This window comes from Chryseobacterium sp. CFS2 (genome assembly GCF_036543225.1).
Classification (GTDB): Bacteria; Bacteroidota; Bacteroidia; order Flavobacteriales; family Weeksellaceae; genus Chryseobacterium; species Chryseobacterium culicis_A.
In genome coordinates, this window is the sequence record NZ_JAZHQU010000005.1 from 298,115 (window position 1) to 314,706 (window position 16,592).

Below are 16,592 nucleotides of genomic sequence, written 5' to 3' on the forward strand. Positions count from 1 at the left end.
ACTGAATTGAATATTTTTCTGCCTTTAACAGCCTTCATTGAGGTAAACGGAGATTTCGGTAACGATATTGTTAACAAATTTAAAGCTTAATAAGGTTCCTGCCTGGCTGTCTTCAATATTGAAATAACCGGAATCTTTAATTGTTTTATCATTTTTATCCCAATCCGGACGTACGCTGAAGTTGGGATAATTTCTGTAGGCATTGATAAGATCATCTCGGGTACTTCCAACTCCGATTCCGCTTTTGGTTTTAAATTTTTTACTGGTGGTCGTCATGTAAGTAATAGAGGGAACACTCGGATTGGCTTCATTGATGTAGTTGTCAAAAAGATCAATCTGGATGGTTTCGCCATTATAATTTACCCTGTTTTTTTTCTCTCCACCTGAGTTCGTAAGTTTTGTTCCCGCAATTTTTTCGGCTTCAACCTTGGGCATAAAGACTTTAAACGGCCCGATTCTTAATGTGGATACTTCAAAATTTTCCTGAGCATTCATAAAATTGAATGTTAATAGAAGTACGAAAATTGTAATAACTTTTTTCATTGTTTTTTAAATTTTGTTTTTTTTATTCTGTTAAATTTTGCATTTGGTTAATATCGTCCGGATCAAAGATAATTAAAATAGAAAAGTCTATAAAATCAGTTATTTTAATGAAGGAAAAAAAATGAAAAATATTTATTGAGGAGAATGCTTTGTAATAGCTGGATTGTTGATTTTTCGTAAGCAAACATTGATTTTTTTTGAATTTTCATATGTGATAATTAGATTAATTTAACTAATTTTATAATTCAAATAATCTTGAATTATAAACCTTTAACTAATTATTCTTTGGTTTTTGGTCTGAATGTTTGAGTTAATAAAAATTACATACCATTATATTATATATGAAAATTAAACAATTATTTTATTTGGGGATATTTGTGATATCCATTTCCTCAGGGAAAGCCCAGGACTTTTTTACAGTAATCAGTGAAAGATCCATCAAAGCAGATCCTAAAAACAGAACAGTACAGCCGGAAAAGTCATTGACTTATACACTGGATGTAGCGGGAATGAAAAGTTATTTTAATTCAGTTCCTGAACTAAAAGACAGTGACCGTAAAGACAATGCTCCAATCATTGTATTGCCAATGCCTGACGGTACGAAAGCAAAATTCAGAATCTGGAAATCTTCAGTGATGTCTCCCGGATTAGCCAGCCAGTTTCCTCAGATTGTCACTTTTACCGGACAGGGAATTGATGACAAATATGCAACCCTAAAACTTGATTTTACAGAACTTGGATTCCATGCTCAGATCAAATCTGTAGTAGAAGGAGATACTTATATTGATCCTTATGCAAAATTAGATATCAACAATTATATCATTTACAAGAAAAGTGATTTGATTGATAAAAACCCAAGATCATGCGGAGTAAAGGATGAAGATGATACTCCGCTAGGAAAAAAAAACGCTCAAAAAACCACAGCTCCAAGCGTAGGAACTCAAATTAGAGTTTTCAGGTTTGCAGTTGCATGTACTGGAGAATATGCGGTAGCGGCAACGGGTACAGCTACTCCTACAGTGGCACAAACCCTTTCAGCCATTGTAACTTCTGTAAACAGAGTGAATGGAGTATATGAGCAGGAAGTTGCTTCAAGGCTCGTATTAGTGGATAGTGAAGCCAATGTAGTCTTTACAAATGCAACGACAGATCCATTTAACGGAAATAATAACGCCAGTACATTAATCAATGAAAGCCAGACTCAGATCGATTTACTGATAGGAAATGCCAATTATGATATCGGACATACCTTCAGTACCGGAGGTGGCGGATTAGCCGGATTAGGGGTAATCTGTAACAACTCCAATAAAGGAAGAGGAATTACCGGTTCACCTAACCCCGTAGGAGATCCTTATGATATTGATTATGTGGCGCATGAAGTAGGGCATCAGTTTGGAGGCCCACATACTTTTAATGCAACTACCGGAAGCTGTGGCGGAGGAAACCGCAGTGCAGCCAATGCTGTAGAACCTGGAAGCGGAATTACCATCATGGCTTATGCAGGAATTTGTGGAAGCACAAATAATTTAGCTCCTAACAGTATTCCTACTTTCCATACCAAATCCTACCAGTCTATCACAACGAAAGTTCAGTCAACAACATGCCAGGTTACCCTTCCAACCAATAATTTCGCTCCTACTGTAAATGCAGGAGGTGATTATACCATCCCTAAGAGTACTCCGTTCAGGTTAGAAGGATCTGCTTCAGATATAGATAACAATCCACTTACTTACAGCTGGGAACAAAATGATGTAGGCCCGGCAAGTGACTGGAATGCACCTACAGGAAATGCTGCTATATTCAGATCATATGTGCCGGTAACTGTTCCTTACAGATATTTTCCGAAACTTACCGATGTAATTAACGGTACGGTTTCCAAAGGAGAAGTCAGACCGGCTTATGCAAGAACGATGGAGTTCAGATTGACTGTAAGAGATAATAATGCAGGTTGTGCAGGAGTAGCCAACGATGATGCTATTATTACTGTTGATGGAAATTCCGGACCGTTTAACGTAACCGCACCTACAACAGCGGTAAGCTGGGCTGGTAATTCTACCCAAACGATAACATGGGATGTGGCCAATACAACTGCTTTCCCTGTGAATGCGGCTACTGTAAATATTTACCTTTCAACAGATGGAGGTCTTACTTATCCTACACTGATCCTGGGGTCTACTCCGAACGACGGTTCTGAAACCATTACCCTTCCTAACGTAAGTACTACACAGGCTAGAATTATGGTTGCTGCAGAGACTAATGTTTTCTACAATATTAATCCTATCAACTTTACCATTACCCAGACATTGGGTGTGAGTGAAACGGCTGCAAACAAAGATGTATTTGTAGTATACCCTAATCCAAGCAAAGGACTTCTGAATATTAAATTTACCAACTCAAACGAAGTATATGATATGACCGTATATGACGTAAGCGGAAAATTAGTATTCACACAGACTAACAACAAATTGAATCATGATAAAACAGGTACTTTTGACTTGTCTCACCTGGTTACAGGAGATTATCTGATTAAAGTTAAATCTAAGAATACAGAGAAAACCATCAAATGGGTTAAAGAATAATTACTTCGCTCCATTAATTACAATAAAAATGCTGTCTTCATCTTGAGGACAGCATTTTTTTATTGTAATAATTCGAAAATCTCAATATTCAATGGGTAATTTGGTTTTTTCTATCGGTTCTCAGGAAATAAAAGTTTAAACAATTTTAATAATTATTATGGATTAATAGATGATTATTTTTCGAATGTAAATATTTGATTTATTTTATGTTGGTTATGATGGTTGTTTGATGTAAAATACTGTTTTTCATTGTGTTGTGGTTTTTATTTTTATATTTGAAACTCTTAAAAAACATCATTGTATGAAAATTAAACAACTATTTTATTTAGGGATATTCATTTTATCAATTTCTCTAGGAAAAGCTCAGGATTTCTTTACTGAAATCAGTGAACGAACAATTAAAGCTGAATCTAAAAGCAGAACAGTACAGCCTGAAAAATCTCTTACTTATAAGCTGGATGTGAGTGGTTTGAAAAACTATTTTGCCTCAGTTCCTGAGCTGAGAGATAATGAACGTAAAGATAATGCCCCAATTATTGTTTTACCAATGTCTGATGGAACGAAAGCAAAATTCAGAATCTGGAAATCCTCAGTAATGGCTCCGGAGTTAGCCGGTAAGTTTCCCCAAATTATTACTTTGACAGGGCAGGGTGTAGATGATCAATATGCTACCATAAAACTCGATTTTACAACGTTAGGATTCCACGCTCAAATAAAATCAATAGTATCGGGAGATACTTATATTGATCCTTATGCAAAACAGGATATCAATAATTATATCATTTACAAAAAAGGTGATTTAATTGATAAAAAGCAAAGAGGCTGTGGATCAAAAGATGAGAATTTTAAATCAGGAAAAAAAAATGCTCAAAAAACCGTAGCTCCAAGCATAGGAAGTCAAATTAGTATTTTTCGGTTAGCAGTTGCATGTACTGGAGAATATGCAGTAGCAGCAACAGGATCAGCTTCACCTACCGTAGCCCAAACCTTGTCTGCTATTGTAACTACTGTAAATAGGGTGAATGGAGTGTATGAACAAGAGGTTGCTGTAAGATTGATCCTCATTCCTACTGAAAACAATATTATATTTGTGAGTGATACGAATGACCCTTTCACAGGAAATGATGATGGAAGTGTATTAATTAATGAAAGTCAAACGGTCATTGACTCAATAATTGGAACAGCTAATTATGACATAGGACATACCTTTAGTACCGGAGGTGGTGGATTAGCTGATTCAGGTATATGTGATTCTTCATACAAAGGAAAAGGAATTACCGGTTCTTCTAATCCTGTAGGAGATCCTTACGATATTGATTATGTATCTCATGAAATGGGACACCAGTTTAGTGCTCAACATACCTTTAATGCAACTACCGGAAGTTGTGGAGGAAACCGAAGCGCAGATGATGCTGTAGAACCGGGAAGTGGAATTACCATCATGGCTTACGCTGGTATTTGTGAAAGTATCAATAATTTAGACGCTCACAGTATTCCTATTTTTCATACGAATTCATTTCAAACAATTACTTCAGAAGTTGAATCTCTCCCATGTCAGGTAACAACAGCAGTGGCTAATACAGCACCTACTGTAAATGCAGGAAATGACTATACAATCCCAAAGGGAACACCATTTAAGTTAACAGGTTCTGCAACTGATACTGAAAATAATCCACTTACTTATTGCTGGGAACAGAATGATGCAGGGCCAGCGGGTGACTGGAATGTACCTACAGGAAATGCGGCTATATTCAGATCATTTATGCCTGTAGTTGTTCCTTACAGATATTTTCCGAAACTTACCGATGTAATCAATGGTACGGTTTCCAAAGGAGAAGTTAGGCCGGCTTATGCAAGAACGATGGAGTTCAGGCTGACTGTAAGAGATAATAATGCAGGTTGCGCAGGAGTAGCCAACGATGATGCTATCATTACTGTTGATGGAAATTCCGGACCTTTTAATGTAACTGCACCTACAACAGCGGTAACCTGGGTAGCTAATTCTAATCAAACAATAACCTGGAATGTGGCCAATACAACAGCTTCCCCTGTGAATGCAGCTACGGTAAATATTTACCTTTCAACAGATGGAGGTCTTACTTATCCTACACTGATCCTGGGTTCCACTCCGAACGACGGTTCTGAAACCATTACCCTTCCTAACGTAAATACGACACAGGCTAGAATTATGGTTGCAGCAGAGACTAATGTTTTTTACAATATTAATCCTATCAACTTTACCATTACCCAGACATTGGGTTTGAGTGAAACGGCTGCAAACAAAGATGTATTCGTAGTATATCCTAATCCAAGCAAAGGAATTCTGAATATTAAATTTACCAACTCAAACGAAGTATATGATATGACCGTATATGACGTAAGCGGAAAATTAGTATTCACACAGACTAACAACAAACTGAAACATGATAAAACAGGTACTTTTGACTTGTCTCACCTTGTTACAGGAGATTATCTGATTAAAGTTAAATCTAAGAATACAGAGAAAACCATCAAATGGGTTAAAGAATAATTACTTCACTCCATTGATTACAATAAAAAGGCTGTCTTCATCTTGAGGACAGCATTTTTTATGAGATTAAACAACCCTTAAATGTTGTTTGTTTTTTACCAGCCACAAACCAATGAAGGTGAGTAATCCGTTCAGAACAATCAGCTCTACACCGATTTTATAATCTGTATAAGTGGTAACAGCCAGATTGATGAGATAGGTAAGTACAGGTGCTAAAAGAGTAACGGTAAGAATTGAATATTTTCTGGAAATCTGAAACTTCGTGAAAATCCCAAAGGCGAAAAGACCTAAAAGCGGTCCGTAAGTATATCCTGCAATTTCCATGATCAGATAAACGATAGATTTGTCATTCAACGCTTTGAAGACCATAATCAGGATAAAGAAAACTACCGTGAAAATCAAATGTACTTTCATACGAAGACGTTTCTTTTCTTTTTCAGTTTTGGTTTTATCTTCATTAAGGTTGAGTAAATCTACACAATACGAACTCGTTACAGCTGTTAAGGCTCCATCCGCAGACGGGAATAATGCTGAAATTAATCCAATGATGAAAATAACGGAAATAGCCATCGGGAAATATCCCTGAAGTGATAAAGCCGGGAAAAGGTCGTCTCCCATTACATTTTTAATATTTCCTGCTGCATCTTTAAATCCGAAAATATTCGTTACTGTTTCAGCTTTTATCGTTCCATATTCAGCACCGTACTGCAATGCAAAAAGGTATAATAATCCACCCAGGAACAAGAATGCAAGGTTCACGATAAGAAGTGTTCCTGCAAAGGTCAGCATATTTTTCTTTGAATTTTTAAGATTATCTACAGAGATATTTTTCTGCATCATTTCCTGATCCAGCCCAGTCATGGCAATCGTAATAAAGATTCCTCCCAGAATGGTTTTCAGGAAAAAGGTTTTGGAATTGGGATCAAAATTAATGAAGTGAGTGTAGTTTTTCTGTTCGAGAATGGTATAGGCTTCACCAAATGATAAATTCAGGTTGGATAAAATAAAAACAATACAAGCTACAAGACTGATAATCATAAAAGAAGTCTGCAGGGTATCGGTAATGACAATCGTTTTTACTCCGCCTTCAAAAGTATATAGAAGTACCATCAGCAAAAGAACAAGTGAAGTTACCCAGAACGGAACTCCTAACCCTTCAAGTAAGAATATCTGTAAAACGTTTACTACCAGATATAACCTTGCCGTAGCACCAATTGCCCTTGAAATAATAAAAAATATAGAACCAATTTTATGAGCTTCCACATTAAATCTTTTTCCCAGATAGGTATAGATTGAAGTCAGATTCATCTTATAATAAAGAGGAAGCAGTATTGCGGCAACGATAAAATATCCGATGAAAAACCCGATCACCATCATATAGTATTCAAAGCCTCCGTAAATATATTCGGAACCGGTCATTTTCCCCACAGTTCCCGGAACTGAAATAAAAGTAACCCCGCTTAAGCTGGTTCCTATCATTCCGAATGCTACGAGCCACCATTTACTCTTTTTGTTACCAATAAAAAATGACTGGTTATCAGAATTCCGGCTGGTAAAATAAGAAATTACCAAAAGGCCGATAAAATAGACGAAAACAAATAACAAAAGGATAGTTCCTGGATTCATTCTTGATTTTTAAATTTTAGCAAATATATAAAAAAGATCAGTCGGGAATCATGAATTTGAAATACTGTTGTTTTCAAAGCAAATTCCGATGATTGAATATTTTTAGATCAAAATAAAAACCCTTCCAGAAATCTCTCTGAAAGGGTTGTATTGTAAGGGTGGAAACAGTGACTAATTCACTAAAACATCCTGAAGTTCCTCACTTTTCTGGAAACTTGCCTTAGCGAAAGGACAGAGAGGAATGATCTTCTTCTCGTTTTTTCTGGCAAAATCCACTGCAGCCAGAAGCATTTCCTTGCCTACTCCTTTTCCGTTGTAAGCTTCTTCCACCTCGGTGTGGTCTATAATAAATCTTTCTTCTCCGGCCCAGGTATACGTCATCATTCCTGCGCGACTTCCATCTATGAAAGCTTCAAAACTTCCGTGTTTTTCGTCGTTGTTTTGTTTTACTTCGATCATGTTATGAGAATTTAGTTAGTATTTCTATATCGTTGGTTAATATTTTATGAACAGGGCATGCATCTGCGATGGTGTGCAGTCTTTTTCGCTGCTCATCATCCAGGATACCTTCAAAGCTGATGTCTCTTTTGAAAACTGCTCTTTTTGTTAAGGGGAAATTTTCAAGCTCTACTTCTACATTGATGTTTTCTACCTCCCATTCTTTTCTTTCAATATACATTCTCAATGTAGCTGCTGTACAGCTTGCCAGTGATGTTGCCAGAATTTCCATGGGATTAAGACCTTTGTTCTGTCCGCCTTTATCAATCGGTTCATCCGTAATGATCTTATTTTCACCGGCAGTGACTTCTGTATAATATTTTGTTTTTCCTAAACTTGCTTTTACCGTTACCGCCATTATTTTTCTGTATTGAATTTATAACTTAATGCACCTGATGGGCATAGATCTATCTGATTTTTAAGTTCTTCAGGACTTGCGTTTTCTGCTTTTATCCAAGGTCTTTCTTTAGGATTATAGACTTTTGGAAGTGTTTTTACACATATGGCAGAGTGGATACATTTTTGAGGCTGCCAGATGACAGTAATGTTTCCGTTAGGATATTCGTGTGTTTCCATATCAATTTTCTTTTAATGTTTTTTCGATTCTTCTGTCCGGAATCAGCCATATAAGAGCCACGATATAATAAAAACCTATGGCAATATAAGGATAAAAAAATGAAGTAGCGATTCCCAGGACATAAAATACAATAGAGATATATTCTTTATATTTCGAATGAATGGCTTCTTTCAGCTTTGATTCTTCGCCTTCACACCGGATAATAACATGCTCCAGAATGGTGTAAGCAATGGCTGACATAATGAGGCCAATTCCATAGACTGCAACAGGGTTTTTGGCAAAACTTGTAGTCCCGATCCATTCTGTTGCAACAGGCATCAGAGAAAGCCAGAACAAAAGGTGAAGATTGGCCCAAAGAATGCTGCCATTTACTTTCTTTACGGTCTGAAACAAATGATGATGATTGTTCCAGTGGATTCCTACATAGATAAAACTGAAAATATAGGCTAAAAATTTAGGAAGAAGAGGTTTGAGACTGCTCCAGCTATTTCCCTCCGGTACTTTCAGCTCAAGTACCATAATGGTGATGATAATAGCAAGAACACCGTCACTGAATGCCTCCAGTCTTCCCTTATTCATTTACTTTACCTGATTTTTAAAGTTTTGTATCTTCCCTTTCAGATCATTCAGCATATCCGGATTGATGACTCCGCTTTCCATATCAAAGTTTTCATAAAATTTAGGTAATGAAAAAGTATCCTTAATGTCTGCTGCAAACTGTGGGAAAAATGTTTTCGCGGTATTCATTACATTTCCTCCGCCATAACCTCCCGGAGAAGTACTCATCAGAAGCATTGGTTTATTCTGAAATACTTTTACATTAATCCTTGAAGACCAGTCAAAAACATTTTTAAAAGCCGAGCTGTAAGAACGGTTGTGTTCTGCAAGAGAGCAGATGATGACATCACATTCTTCAATGGCTTTTAAAAAGTTGTGGGCTTCATCCGGAAACCCTTTCTTTTCAAGATCTACAGAGAAAACAGGCATGGTGAAATCGTTGAGGTCAATCAGATTGATTTCCTCATCCTGAAAATCTTTCAGAACAAACTTTACGAGTTCTCTGTTAATTGAAGTGGAAGATGTACTTCCGGCAAAAGCTAATATTTTCATGATAGATAATCTGAACTGAAATTATTTTCTGTTTAAAATCGCCTTGGGAAGCGGAACATATTCTTTGTCATCACCCGGAACCAAAGGGAAGGCATCGTGATTCTGATCATTCCAGTTTACTTTGGCCTGATCAAGTAATTCTTTATCAGAGTTAACGAAATTCCAGAATATAAAACGCTCTTCATCGAAGGGCTCGCCACCAAAAAGATAAACTGTTCCGTTTTCGCTCATATCAAATTCGCAAAGCTTTGTATCTTTAGCGATCATCAGCTGTTTTGAACCATAAGAATTTCCTTCTGTGCTCACGGTTCCATCCAGAACATACATGGCAGCTTCTCCATAAAGATCTTTTCCGATACTTATTTTCCTAGCCTCTTTTGTTTTGATTTCAAGGAAAAATAATTTGCTGTGTACCGGAACCGGGGAAGTTCTTCCAAATGCTTCACCGGCAATTAATTTATACTGAATGCCATCTTCTTCCCAAACCGGAATATCATCAGCTTCAATATGATGAAAAGTAGGCTCCGACTGCTCAAGGTGTTTTGGAAGTCCTACCCAGATCTGAAATCCGTGAAGTCTCTTATCACTGTGTCTTAAATATTCTGGGGTTCTTTCAGAATGTACAACTCCTTTTCCGGCAGTCATCCAATTCACGGCACCCGGTTTTATTTCTATAGCACTTCCGATACTGTCTCTATGGAAAATAGAACCTTCCAAAAGATAAGTTAATGTAGATAAACCGATATGCGGATGAGGCGGAACATCAAGATTCTGATAATCTTTTAATTCTGAAGGTCCCATGTGATCAATAAAAACGAAAGGGCCAACTGCTCTTTTTTCACGGAAAGGAAGGAGTCTTCCTACCAGGAAATTTCCGATATCTGCTGCTTTTTCTTCAATAATAAGTCCGATATTTGACATGATAGTGTGTGATGCTGTTTAAAATGTTATTTAAAATAAATTGAGTGGTTCTGCTGAAATTTAAAGTTTGTCATATCCTTCAAATTTCTCATCCACGATACGTTTCCATTCCGGATGCTTCTTGATAAAAGCAAAAACATACGGACAGAATGGAAGAAGCCTTTTTCCGCTTTCTTCAATGTAGTTCAATGTTTTCTCTACTACGGCAGCCGCGGCACCTGTTCCCGCCAGTTCAGGCTCTGCTTCAGTATGTACCAAAGCAATCTGATGCGTTGTCTCACGGTAATCAATGAGTGCGTAATGTCCGTTGACTTCTATTTCAAATCTTTTTTCCGCTTTTACAAGAGGTATATTTTCGAATTCTGGTTTCATAATATTTTGTGTTAAAAAGATTCTGTTTTCTACAGTAAAACAGAATGAAAAGCTAAACCTTACAGATTTCTACAACCTATAAGGTTTGCCATTATATAAAGTTAATAAAAAAAGGAATAATTGAAGGTTAAGATAAATTTAAATCTTCTAGTCTTCCAGATATCCGAATTTTCCGGTATTAAAATCCTCAAAAGCCTGCATGATTTCTTCTCTGGAATTCATCACAAAAGGACCATGAGGGTAGATTGGCTCATTGATAGGCTCACCGCTAATGATTAAAACAACAGCATCTTCTTTTGCTTCGATAGTGAATGTTTCACCCTCGTTTTTAAATAATGCAAAATGATCTGCTTTAACGGTTTCTTCCCCATTAATGGTAATGCTTCCTTCAATCACCAAAGCAGCAGTATTAAAATGGGCAGGGAAATTAAATTCCGCTGTTCCTCCTGCTTTAAGTTTTGCATTCATCATATGAACCGGAGTGAAAGTACTGGCAGGTCCTTTATGACCGTCATACTCTCCGGCAATTACTTCTACATAACCATTTTTACCTATATCCACTCTTTCCATTGTAGAGTTTTCAATAGCCTGATATTTTGGGCAGCTCATTTTATCTTTTGCAGGTAGATTCACCCAAAGCTGAACCATCTGAAAAATTCCTCCTTCTTTTGCCCATTCTGTTTCATGATATTCTTTATGAAGAACACCTTTGGCAGCAGTCATCCACTGAACGTCACCTTCTCCAATCACGCCACCGCCGCCGGCACTATCATGATGCTCTACTTTTCCGCTATAGGCTATGGTTACTGTTTCGAAACCTCTGTGTGGATGAACGCCCACACCTCTTGGTCTTTCTGATCCATTGAAATGAAATTTCGAATTGTAATCCAGCATAATGAACGGATCCATTCTTTTCATATCCAATCCAGGTACTCCCGGAATAAAATTGTGAACTCTGAATCCATCGCCTACAAAGTGCGCAGGTCTTGGAGATACTACGATTTCTATTTTTTTAGTTGCCATCACATTGTTGATTTGTGTAAACAAAATTACCATACTTATATACGATAAGCATTGATCTGTGTTAAGTTCGTAGTATGGATGATAGACGGAAAATTAAACGGATATAATAGCAGTTTTGCTTTTGTCCTTAACTATTCTTCCTTTGATTTCATGTTTTTACCATCTGAGATATGCAGTCTTCTGAAAACAAATCCTGATAAAATAGTTAATATTCCAACTGTGAGAAATGTCAATCGAAAGGCATTGTGGATTTCTCCTTTGATAAGGTCTGTGTTTTCAAAAAGTTTTAAAACAATCAGTCCAAATGCAATACCAAAACCGATGGCTAGCTGTTGATTCACGGAGATTAAAGAATTTCCGCTGCTGGTCTGGAAGTTCCGGAGATCGGCAATAGAAATGGTGTTCATGGAGGTGAACTGTATCGAGTTGAAAAAACCTAACACTGCAATAATCGGAATGAACCAATACAGGGAAGTGTGTATATCAGGAATGGCAAGCAGGCATATCAAGGTTCCGATAATGAATGTATTGACCATTAAAGTCTGCCGATAGCCATATTTATCCAGAATTTTAATAACGGATGATTTCCCGAAGATTGCTGTGAGTGCCATAGGAGCAATAATCCAGCCTGAAGTTACAGCAGACTGTTTGTAGGCAATCTGAATCATCAGCGGCAGCAATAACGGAACAGAACTGATTCCTAGTCTTGTAGCCAGATTACCTACAATACCTACACGGAAAGTTCTTACCTGAAACAGATTTAACGGGAAGATAGGATTTCCTCCTCTTTTTGCATGTTTGTAATAATAGTATAAAAACAGGAAACCCATGATAAATACAAGCAAAACAGGAGTAATATTCTGCATATCTCCAAAAAGTTCCAATGAAACAGAAAGCAGGAGAGAGGCGGCTGCAAAGATTAAGAAACCTTTTAAATCAAAATCAACATCATCGGATTTATAATTGGGCATGAATTTTAATCCTAAAAGTATTCCCAGAACACCGATCGGAATATTGATCAGAAATATCCAGTGCCATGAAAGATAATCTACCATATAGCCTCCGACTAATGGTCCCAGTACAGGCCCGATAAGCGCTGGAATAATGGCAAAGTTCATGGCTTTAAGCAGTTCATTCTTATCAAAGGTTTTAATGAGTGCCAATTTTCCGACTGGAGTCATCAAACTTCCTCCAACACCCTGAATAACTCTTGAAATAACAAGATGAGTAAGATTTTGAGACAGGGAACAAAACAGTGAACCTAAGCTGAACAGTACCAATGAAAAAATAAATATTTTTTTTGTCCCGAACCGGTCTGCCAGAAATCCGCTGGCGGGCATAAAAACGGCTAATGTCAAAACATAACTGATGATGGCGTTCTGCATATTAAGCGGAGACTCTTTCAGATCTTTTGCAATAGAGGGCAGGGAAGTATTCAGAATGGTAGAATCCAGCATCTGCATGAAAATAGCAGTAGCCAGAATAAGTGGTAGTATTTTTTTTATGGATGTCTGTTGTATGTTTGCTTCTGTCATTGGGTATAGGCTGGATAGAAGAACTTCCAGACTTATTTTTATTTGAAGAACCTGCCTGCTTTAAGCGGGATCAATCTTTAGATAAAGAAATCCATATAAAATTAAAAAAGTCCTGTGAGATTTCACAGGACTTTTTGATTTATTTTCTAGGTTTTTCTACTCCTTTCCATTCATCACCAGCTTTTCTGTACTGGCTTAAAATGAAAGTTTTGAAATCTTTTGTTTTGTATTCGATGTTATCGGTATTCTGCTCAAATGGCATGATGTAATAATATTCGATGTCTGTTTTATCAGATTTGTTTCCTTTTTTTACAGAAGGAACATATTTCGAAAACTTATAACTTGGAAGATATTGTTTTAGTCTTGCGTAGAAAGCTTTGTCTTCTTTTTCATTAGGGATGATATCTACAATGTTCAGATCATCTTTTTTCTTATCTACCCAAAGATAATATGTTTTTTCTTCTCCCATATTTCTGTTGAATGAGTTGAAAGCAAACAGTTCTTTCGGTACCAGTTCTTTAATCTTTTCAGGATCTACCTTTGTGTAGTATAATCCTTTAGAAGGATCTACATAGGTTTCAAGGTTGTACATTAAAACAGAATTGTTTTCAAAATTCTTGTTTTTAAAATACTGATTCAAAGATAATTCTGCAGTTGCTCTAAGCTCCTTACCTCTGGCATCCAGTTTTTTTGTCGGATTCTGAGGGTTTACGTACTTTACAAATTCATATAAAACGATAGGTTTGATATCCTTTAGGTGAGGATAAGTTTTCAGCTGCTCTGCTTTTACAAGCCAATAGTATTGTTGGTAGTAGTCATCTTTATCCTGATCTTTCACACTCTTATAAGTCAAAGCAAGCTTCTTTGAATTCAGATATTTGCCGTATTTTCCTTGTCCAAAAGCAAAACTTATGGATAATAAGACAAATAAAACAGTAAGGTTTCTTCTCATTTTTTTATAATTGATATTTTCGTTTTCCAAATATAATTATTTATTAGATATTATTTTGGATTGTGAGTTAAATTATGCCATATTGTTATTGTTAATTCAAGAAAAAATCCTGTATTGCTACAGGATTGATAAATTATAACTGAGGGAGTTAGATGTTTGAATGAGAAAAGTATAAATGTCAATAGCGAATTATTATGGTAAATAATTGAAAAACAAACGCAATGAACGCAAGGTTTATATTTGATCTTATATATTTTGTTCGCAAAGGCACTTCGTTCAGCTAGGAAATCGACTTGTCTATTGCTGAGTGAAACGCCCTTGCGATCATTTTTAAATATTAGAAATATCTTAGTGTACTCCGCGTTAAAATATCCCTAATAATGTAAAAAATTCACAAGCGCAGCGGATTGACAATTGACCATTCATCAGTATTCCCCTCTAGTACGAAGTTTCATGCACTTTCACTGCTCTTCCGCTTGGATCATTCATTTTTTTGAAGGCTTCATCCCATTCTAAGGCAATAGGAGTGGAGCAGGCTACAGACGGTACAGATGGAACGGTAGCAGCTGCTGTTTCGCTTGGGAAATGCTCTTCAAAAATAGTTCTGTATCGGTATTCTTCTTTGTTCTGAGGCGTATTTAGCGGGAATCTGAATCTGGCGTTTGCCATCATCTCATCCGTTACTTCTTTTTCAGCAACCTCTTTTAAGGTGTCAATCCATGAATATCCTACACCATCCGAGAACTGTTCTTTCTGTCTCCATACAATAGAATCCGGAAGAAGATCTTCAAAAGCTTTTCTTAAAACCCACTTTTCAATTTTCCCTTCAGCAGTATTGATCATTTTATCTTGCGGATTAAGAGTCATGGCAATATCCATAAATTCTTTATCAAGGAAAGGTACTCTGCCTTCGATACCCCAGCTCATCAACGCTTTGTTGGCTCTTAAGCAGTCATAAAGATGGAGTTTACCCAGTTTTCTTACGGTCTCATCGTGGAATTCTTTTGCATTGGGAGCTTTGTGGAAGTATAAATAGCCACCGAACAATTCATCAGAACCTTCTCCGGAAAGTACCATTTTAATTCCCATAGACTTAATCACTCGTGCCAGAAGATACATTGGAGTGGATGCTCTGATAGTCGTTACATCATAGGTTTCCAGATGGTAAATCACATCACGGACTGCATCCAGACCTTCCTGAACGGTAAAGTTAACTTCATGATGAACAGATCCGATGTGTTCCGCAGCTTTTTGAGCGGCTGCAAGATCAGGAGAACCCTCAAGTCCTACGGCAAAACTATGAAGTCTTGGATACCATGCTTCCTGGGTGTCGCCGCTTTCAATTCTCTGACGGGCAAACTTTGCAGTGATCGCTGAAATTACTGATGAATCTAAACCTCCGGAAAGGAGCACTCCATAAGGAACATCACTCATCAATTGTCTGTGTACGGCATCTTCAAGACCTTTTCTCAGTTTTGAGATATCAGTTTCGTTTTCTTTTACGTGATCAAAGCTGTCCCATTCTCTTGTGTACCATTGCTGAAGCTCGGTTCCGTCTGGGCTGTACAGAAAATGCCCCGGCAGGAAGGTTTCTATTTTTTTACAGATGCCTTCCAGAGCTTTCAGTTCAGAAGCAACATAGTAGTTTCCGTTTTTATCCCAACCCTGGTAAAGTGGGCAGATTCCCATATGATCGCGGGCGATAAGATAAATGTCGTTTTCAGTGTCGTATAATGCGAATGCAAAAATTCCATTCAGTTTTTCAACGAAATCCTTTCCGTATTTTCTGTAAAGTGCAAGGATGACTTCACAGTCAGACTGGGTCTGAAACTCATAATCCGGAAATTCTTCTTTGAGTTCTCTATGGTTATAGATTTCACCGTTTACCGCTAATACTACTTTTCCGTCTTTTGTAAATAGAGGCTGTTTTCCAGAGGTAGGATCTACGATGGCAAGTCTTTCGTGAGAAAAAATTACTTTCTCATCCTGAAAAACTCCACTCCAATCCGGTCCTCTGTGACGGATTTTTTTTGACATTTCCAATACCTGAGGTCTTAATACTTCAGTTTTTTGCTTGGCGTCGAATAAACATACAATTCCACACATGATTTTTATTATTTATGGAACAAAAGTAGAAGGGATGTTTATAAATAACAATGAAAAATATTTAAAAGCGAAAATTTTTAATCAATTTGTATTTTTAAGTTAAAAATTTTAACTATTTGTTGAAATTGACATGTTTTTGATTAATTTTTTTCGTTGAGCCGGAATTGATGAAATTCACATACGAAATAAAAATGACATATTTATTAATCTATGGTAATTA

At 36.9% G+C, this 16,592-nt stretch carries 15 protein-coding genes; 2 read left to right on the plus strand and 13 right to left on the minus strand.

Translation table 11 applies throughout. The features are described from left to right. Positions 1–24: 24 nt before the first annotated feature. On the minus strand, positions 25–543 hold the full coding sequence (locus ODR02_RS14165; protein ID WP_209785821.1) for a hypothetical protein: 519 nt from the start codon (positions 541–543) through the stop codon (positions 25–27). A 341-nt stretch (positions 544–884) separates the two neighbouring features. On the opposite strand from ODR02_RS14165, the gene ODR02_RS14170 reads away from it, so the two are divergent. Together ODR02_RS14170 and ODR02_RS14175 are read left to right on the plus strand one after the other, a co-directional pair. After that, positions 885–3,122, plus strand: a complete 2,238-nt coding sequence (locus ODR02_RS14170; protein ID WP_209785820.1) for a reprolysin-like metallopeptidase — start codon at positions 885–887, stop codon at positions 3,120–3,122. A gap of 301 nt (positions 3,123–3,423) precedes the next feature. Then, on the plus strand, positions 3,424–5,652 hold the full coding sequence (locus ODR02_RS14175) for a reprolysin-like metallopeptidase (RefSeq protein ID WP_309513359.1): 2,229 nt from the start codon (positions 3,424–3,426) through the stop codon (positions 5,650–5,652). Between the two features lie 66 nt (positions 5,653–5,718). Here the strand turns inward: ODR02_RS14175 and ODR02_RS14180 are convergent, their stop codons facing one another. The 12 genes from ODR02_RS14180 to asnB form a co-directional block, all read right to left on the minus strand. Continuing rightward, on the minus strand, positions 5,719–7,278 hold the full coding sequence (locus ODR02_RS14180) for a sodium:solute symporter (RefSeq protein WP_309513360.1): 1,560 nt from the start codon (positions 7,276–7,278) through the stop codon (positions 5,719–5,721). 171 nt (positions 7,279–7,449) lie between these two features. Beyond that, entirely contained in the window at positions 7,450–7,737 is a 288-nt protein-coding gene (locus ODR02_RS14185; RefSeq protein WP_209785817.1) for a GNAT family N-acetyltransferase, read from the minus strand. Between the two features lies 1 nt (position 7,738). Beyond that, on the minus strand, positions 7,739–8,134 hold the full coding sequence (locus ODR02_RS14190) for an OsmC family protein (RefSeq protein ID WP_209785816.1): 396 nt from the start codon (positions 8,132–8,134) through the stop codon (positions 7,739–7,741). Next, positions 8,134–8,352 carry a (4Fe-4S)-binding protein gene (locus tag ODR02_RS14195; protein ID WP_209785815.1) on the minus strand — a complete coding sequence of 73 codons (219 nt, stop codon included), beginning with the start codon at positions 8,350–8,352 and terminating at the stop codon, positions 8,134–8,136. The genes ODR02_RS14190 and ODR02_RS14195 overlap by 1 nt, the downstream gene beginning before the upstream one ends. 1 nt (position 8,353) lies before the next feature. After that, positions 8,354–8,932 carry a TMEM175 family protein gene (locus ODR02_RS14200; RefSeq protein WP_309513361.1) on the minus strand — a complete coding sequence of 193 codons (579 nt, stop codon included), beginning with the start codon at positions 8,930–8,932 and terminating at the stop codon, positions 8,354–8,356. Then, a complete protein-coding gene (locus tag ODR02_RS14205; protein ID WP_309513362.1) occupies positions 8,933–9,463 on the minus strand; it encodes an NADPH-dependent FMN reductase in 531 nt (176 codons plus the stop codon). 21 nt (positions 9,464–9,484) lie between these two features. Then, positions 9,485–10,384 carry a pirin family protein gene (locus tag ODR02_RS14210; protein ID WP_309513363.1) on the minus strand — a complete coding sequence of 300 codons (900 nt, stop codon included), beginning with the start codon at positions 10,382–10,384 and terminating at the stop codon, positions 9,485–9,487. A gap of 60 nt (positions 10,385–10,444) precedes the next feature. Next, the gene (locus tag ODR02_RS14215; protein WP_209785811.1) at positions 10,445–10,756 is read right to left on the minus strand and encodes a GNAT family N-acetyltransferase; all 312 of its coding nucleotides are present in this window, start codon (positions 10,754–10,756) and stop codon (positions 10,445–10,447) included. 147 nt (positions 10,757–10,903) lie between these two features. Further along, entirely contained in the window at positions 10,904–11,779 is an 876-nt protein-coding gene (locus ODR02_RS14220) for a pirin family protein (RefSeq protein WP_309513364.1), read from the minus strand. Positions 11,780–11,910: 131 nt separating this feature from the next. Beyond that, positions 11,911–13,314: an MFS transporter gene (locus ODR02_RS14225; RefSeq protein ID WP_309513365.1), complete on the minus strand. Its 1,404-nt coding sequence runs from the start codon at positions 13,312–13,314 to the stop codon at positions 11,911–11,913. Positions 13,315–13,453: 139 nt separating this feature from the next. Next, positions 13,454–14,296: a hypothetical protein gene (locus ODR02_RS14230; RefSeq protein ID WP_245169771.1), complete on the minus strand. Its 843-nt coding sequence runs from the start codon at positions 14,294–14,296 to the stop codon at positions 13,454–13,456. Between the two features lie 408 nt (positions 14,297–14,704). Next, the gene (asnB, locus tag ODR02_RS14235) at positions 14,705–16,372 is read right to left on the minus strand and encodes an asparagine synthase B (protein WP_309513366.1); all 1,668 of its coding nucleotides are present in this window, start codon (positions 16,370–16,372) and stop codon (positions 14,705–14,707) included. Between the last annotated feature and the right edge of the window lie 220 nt (positions 16,373–16,592).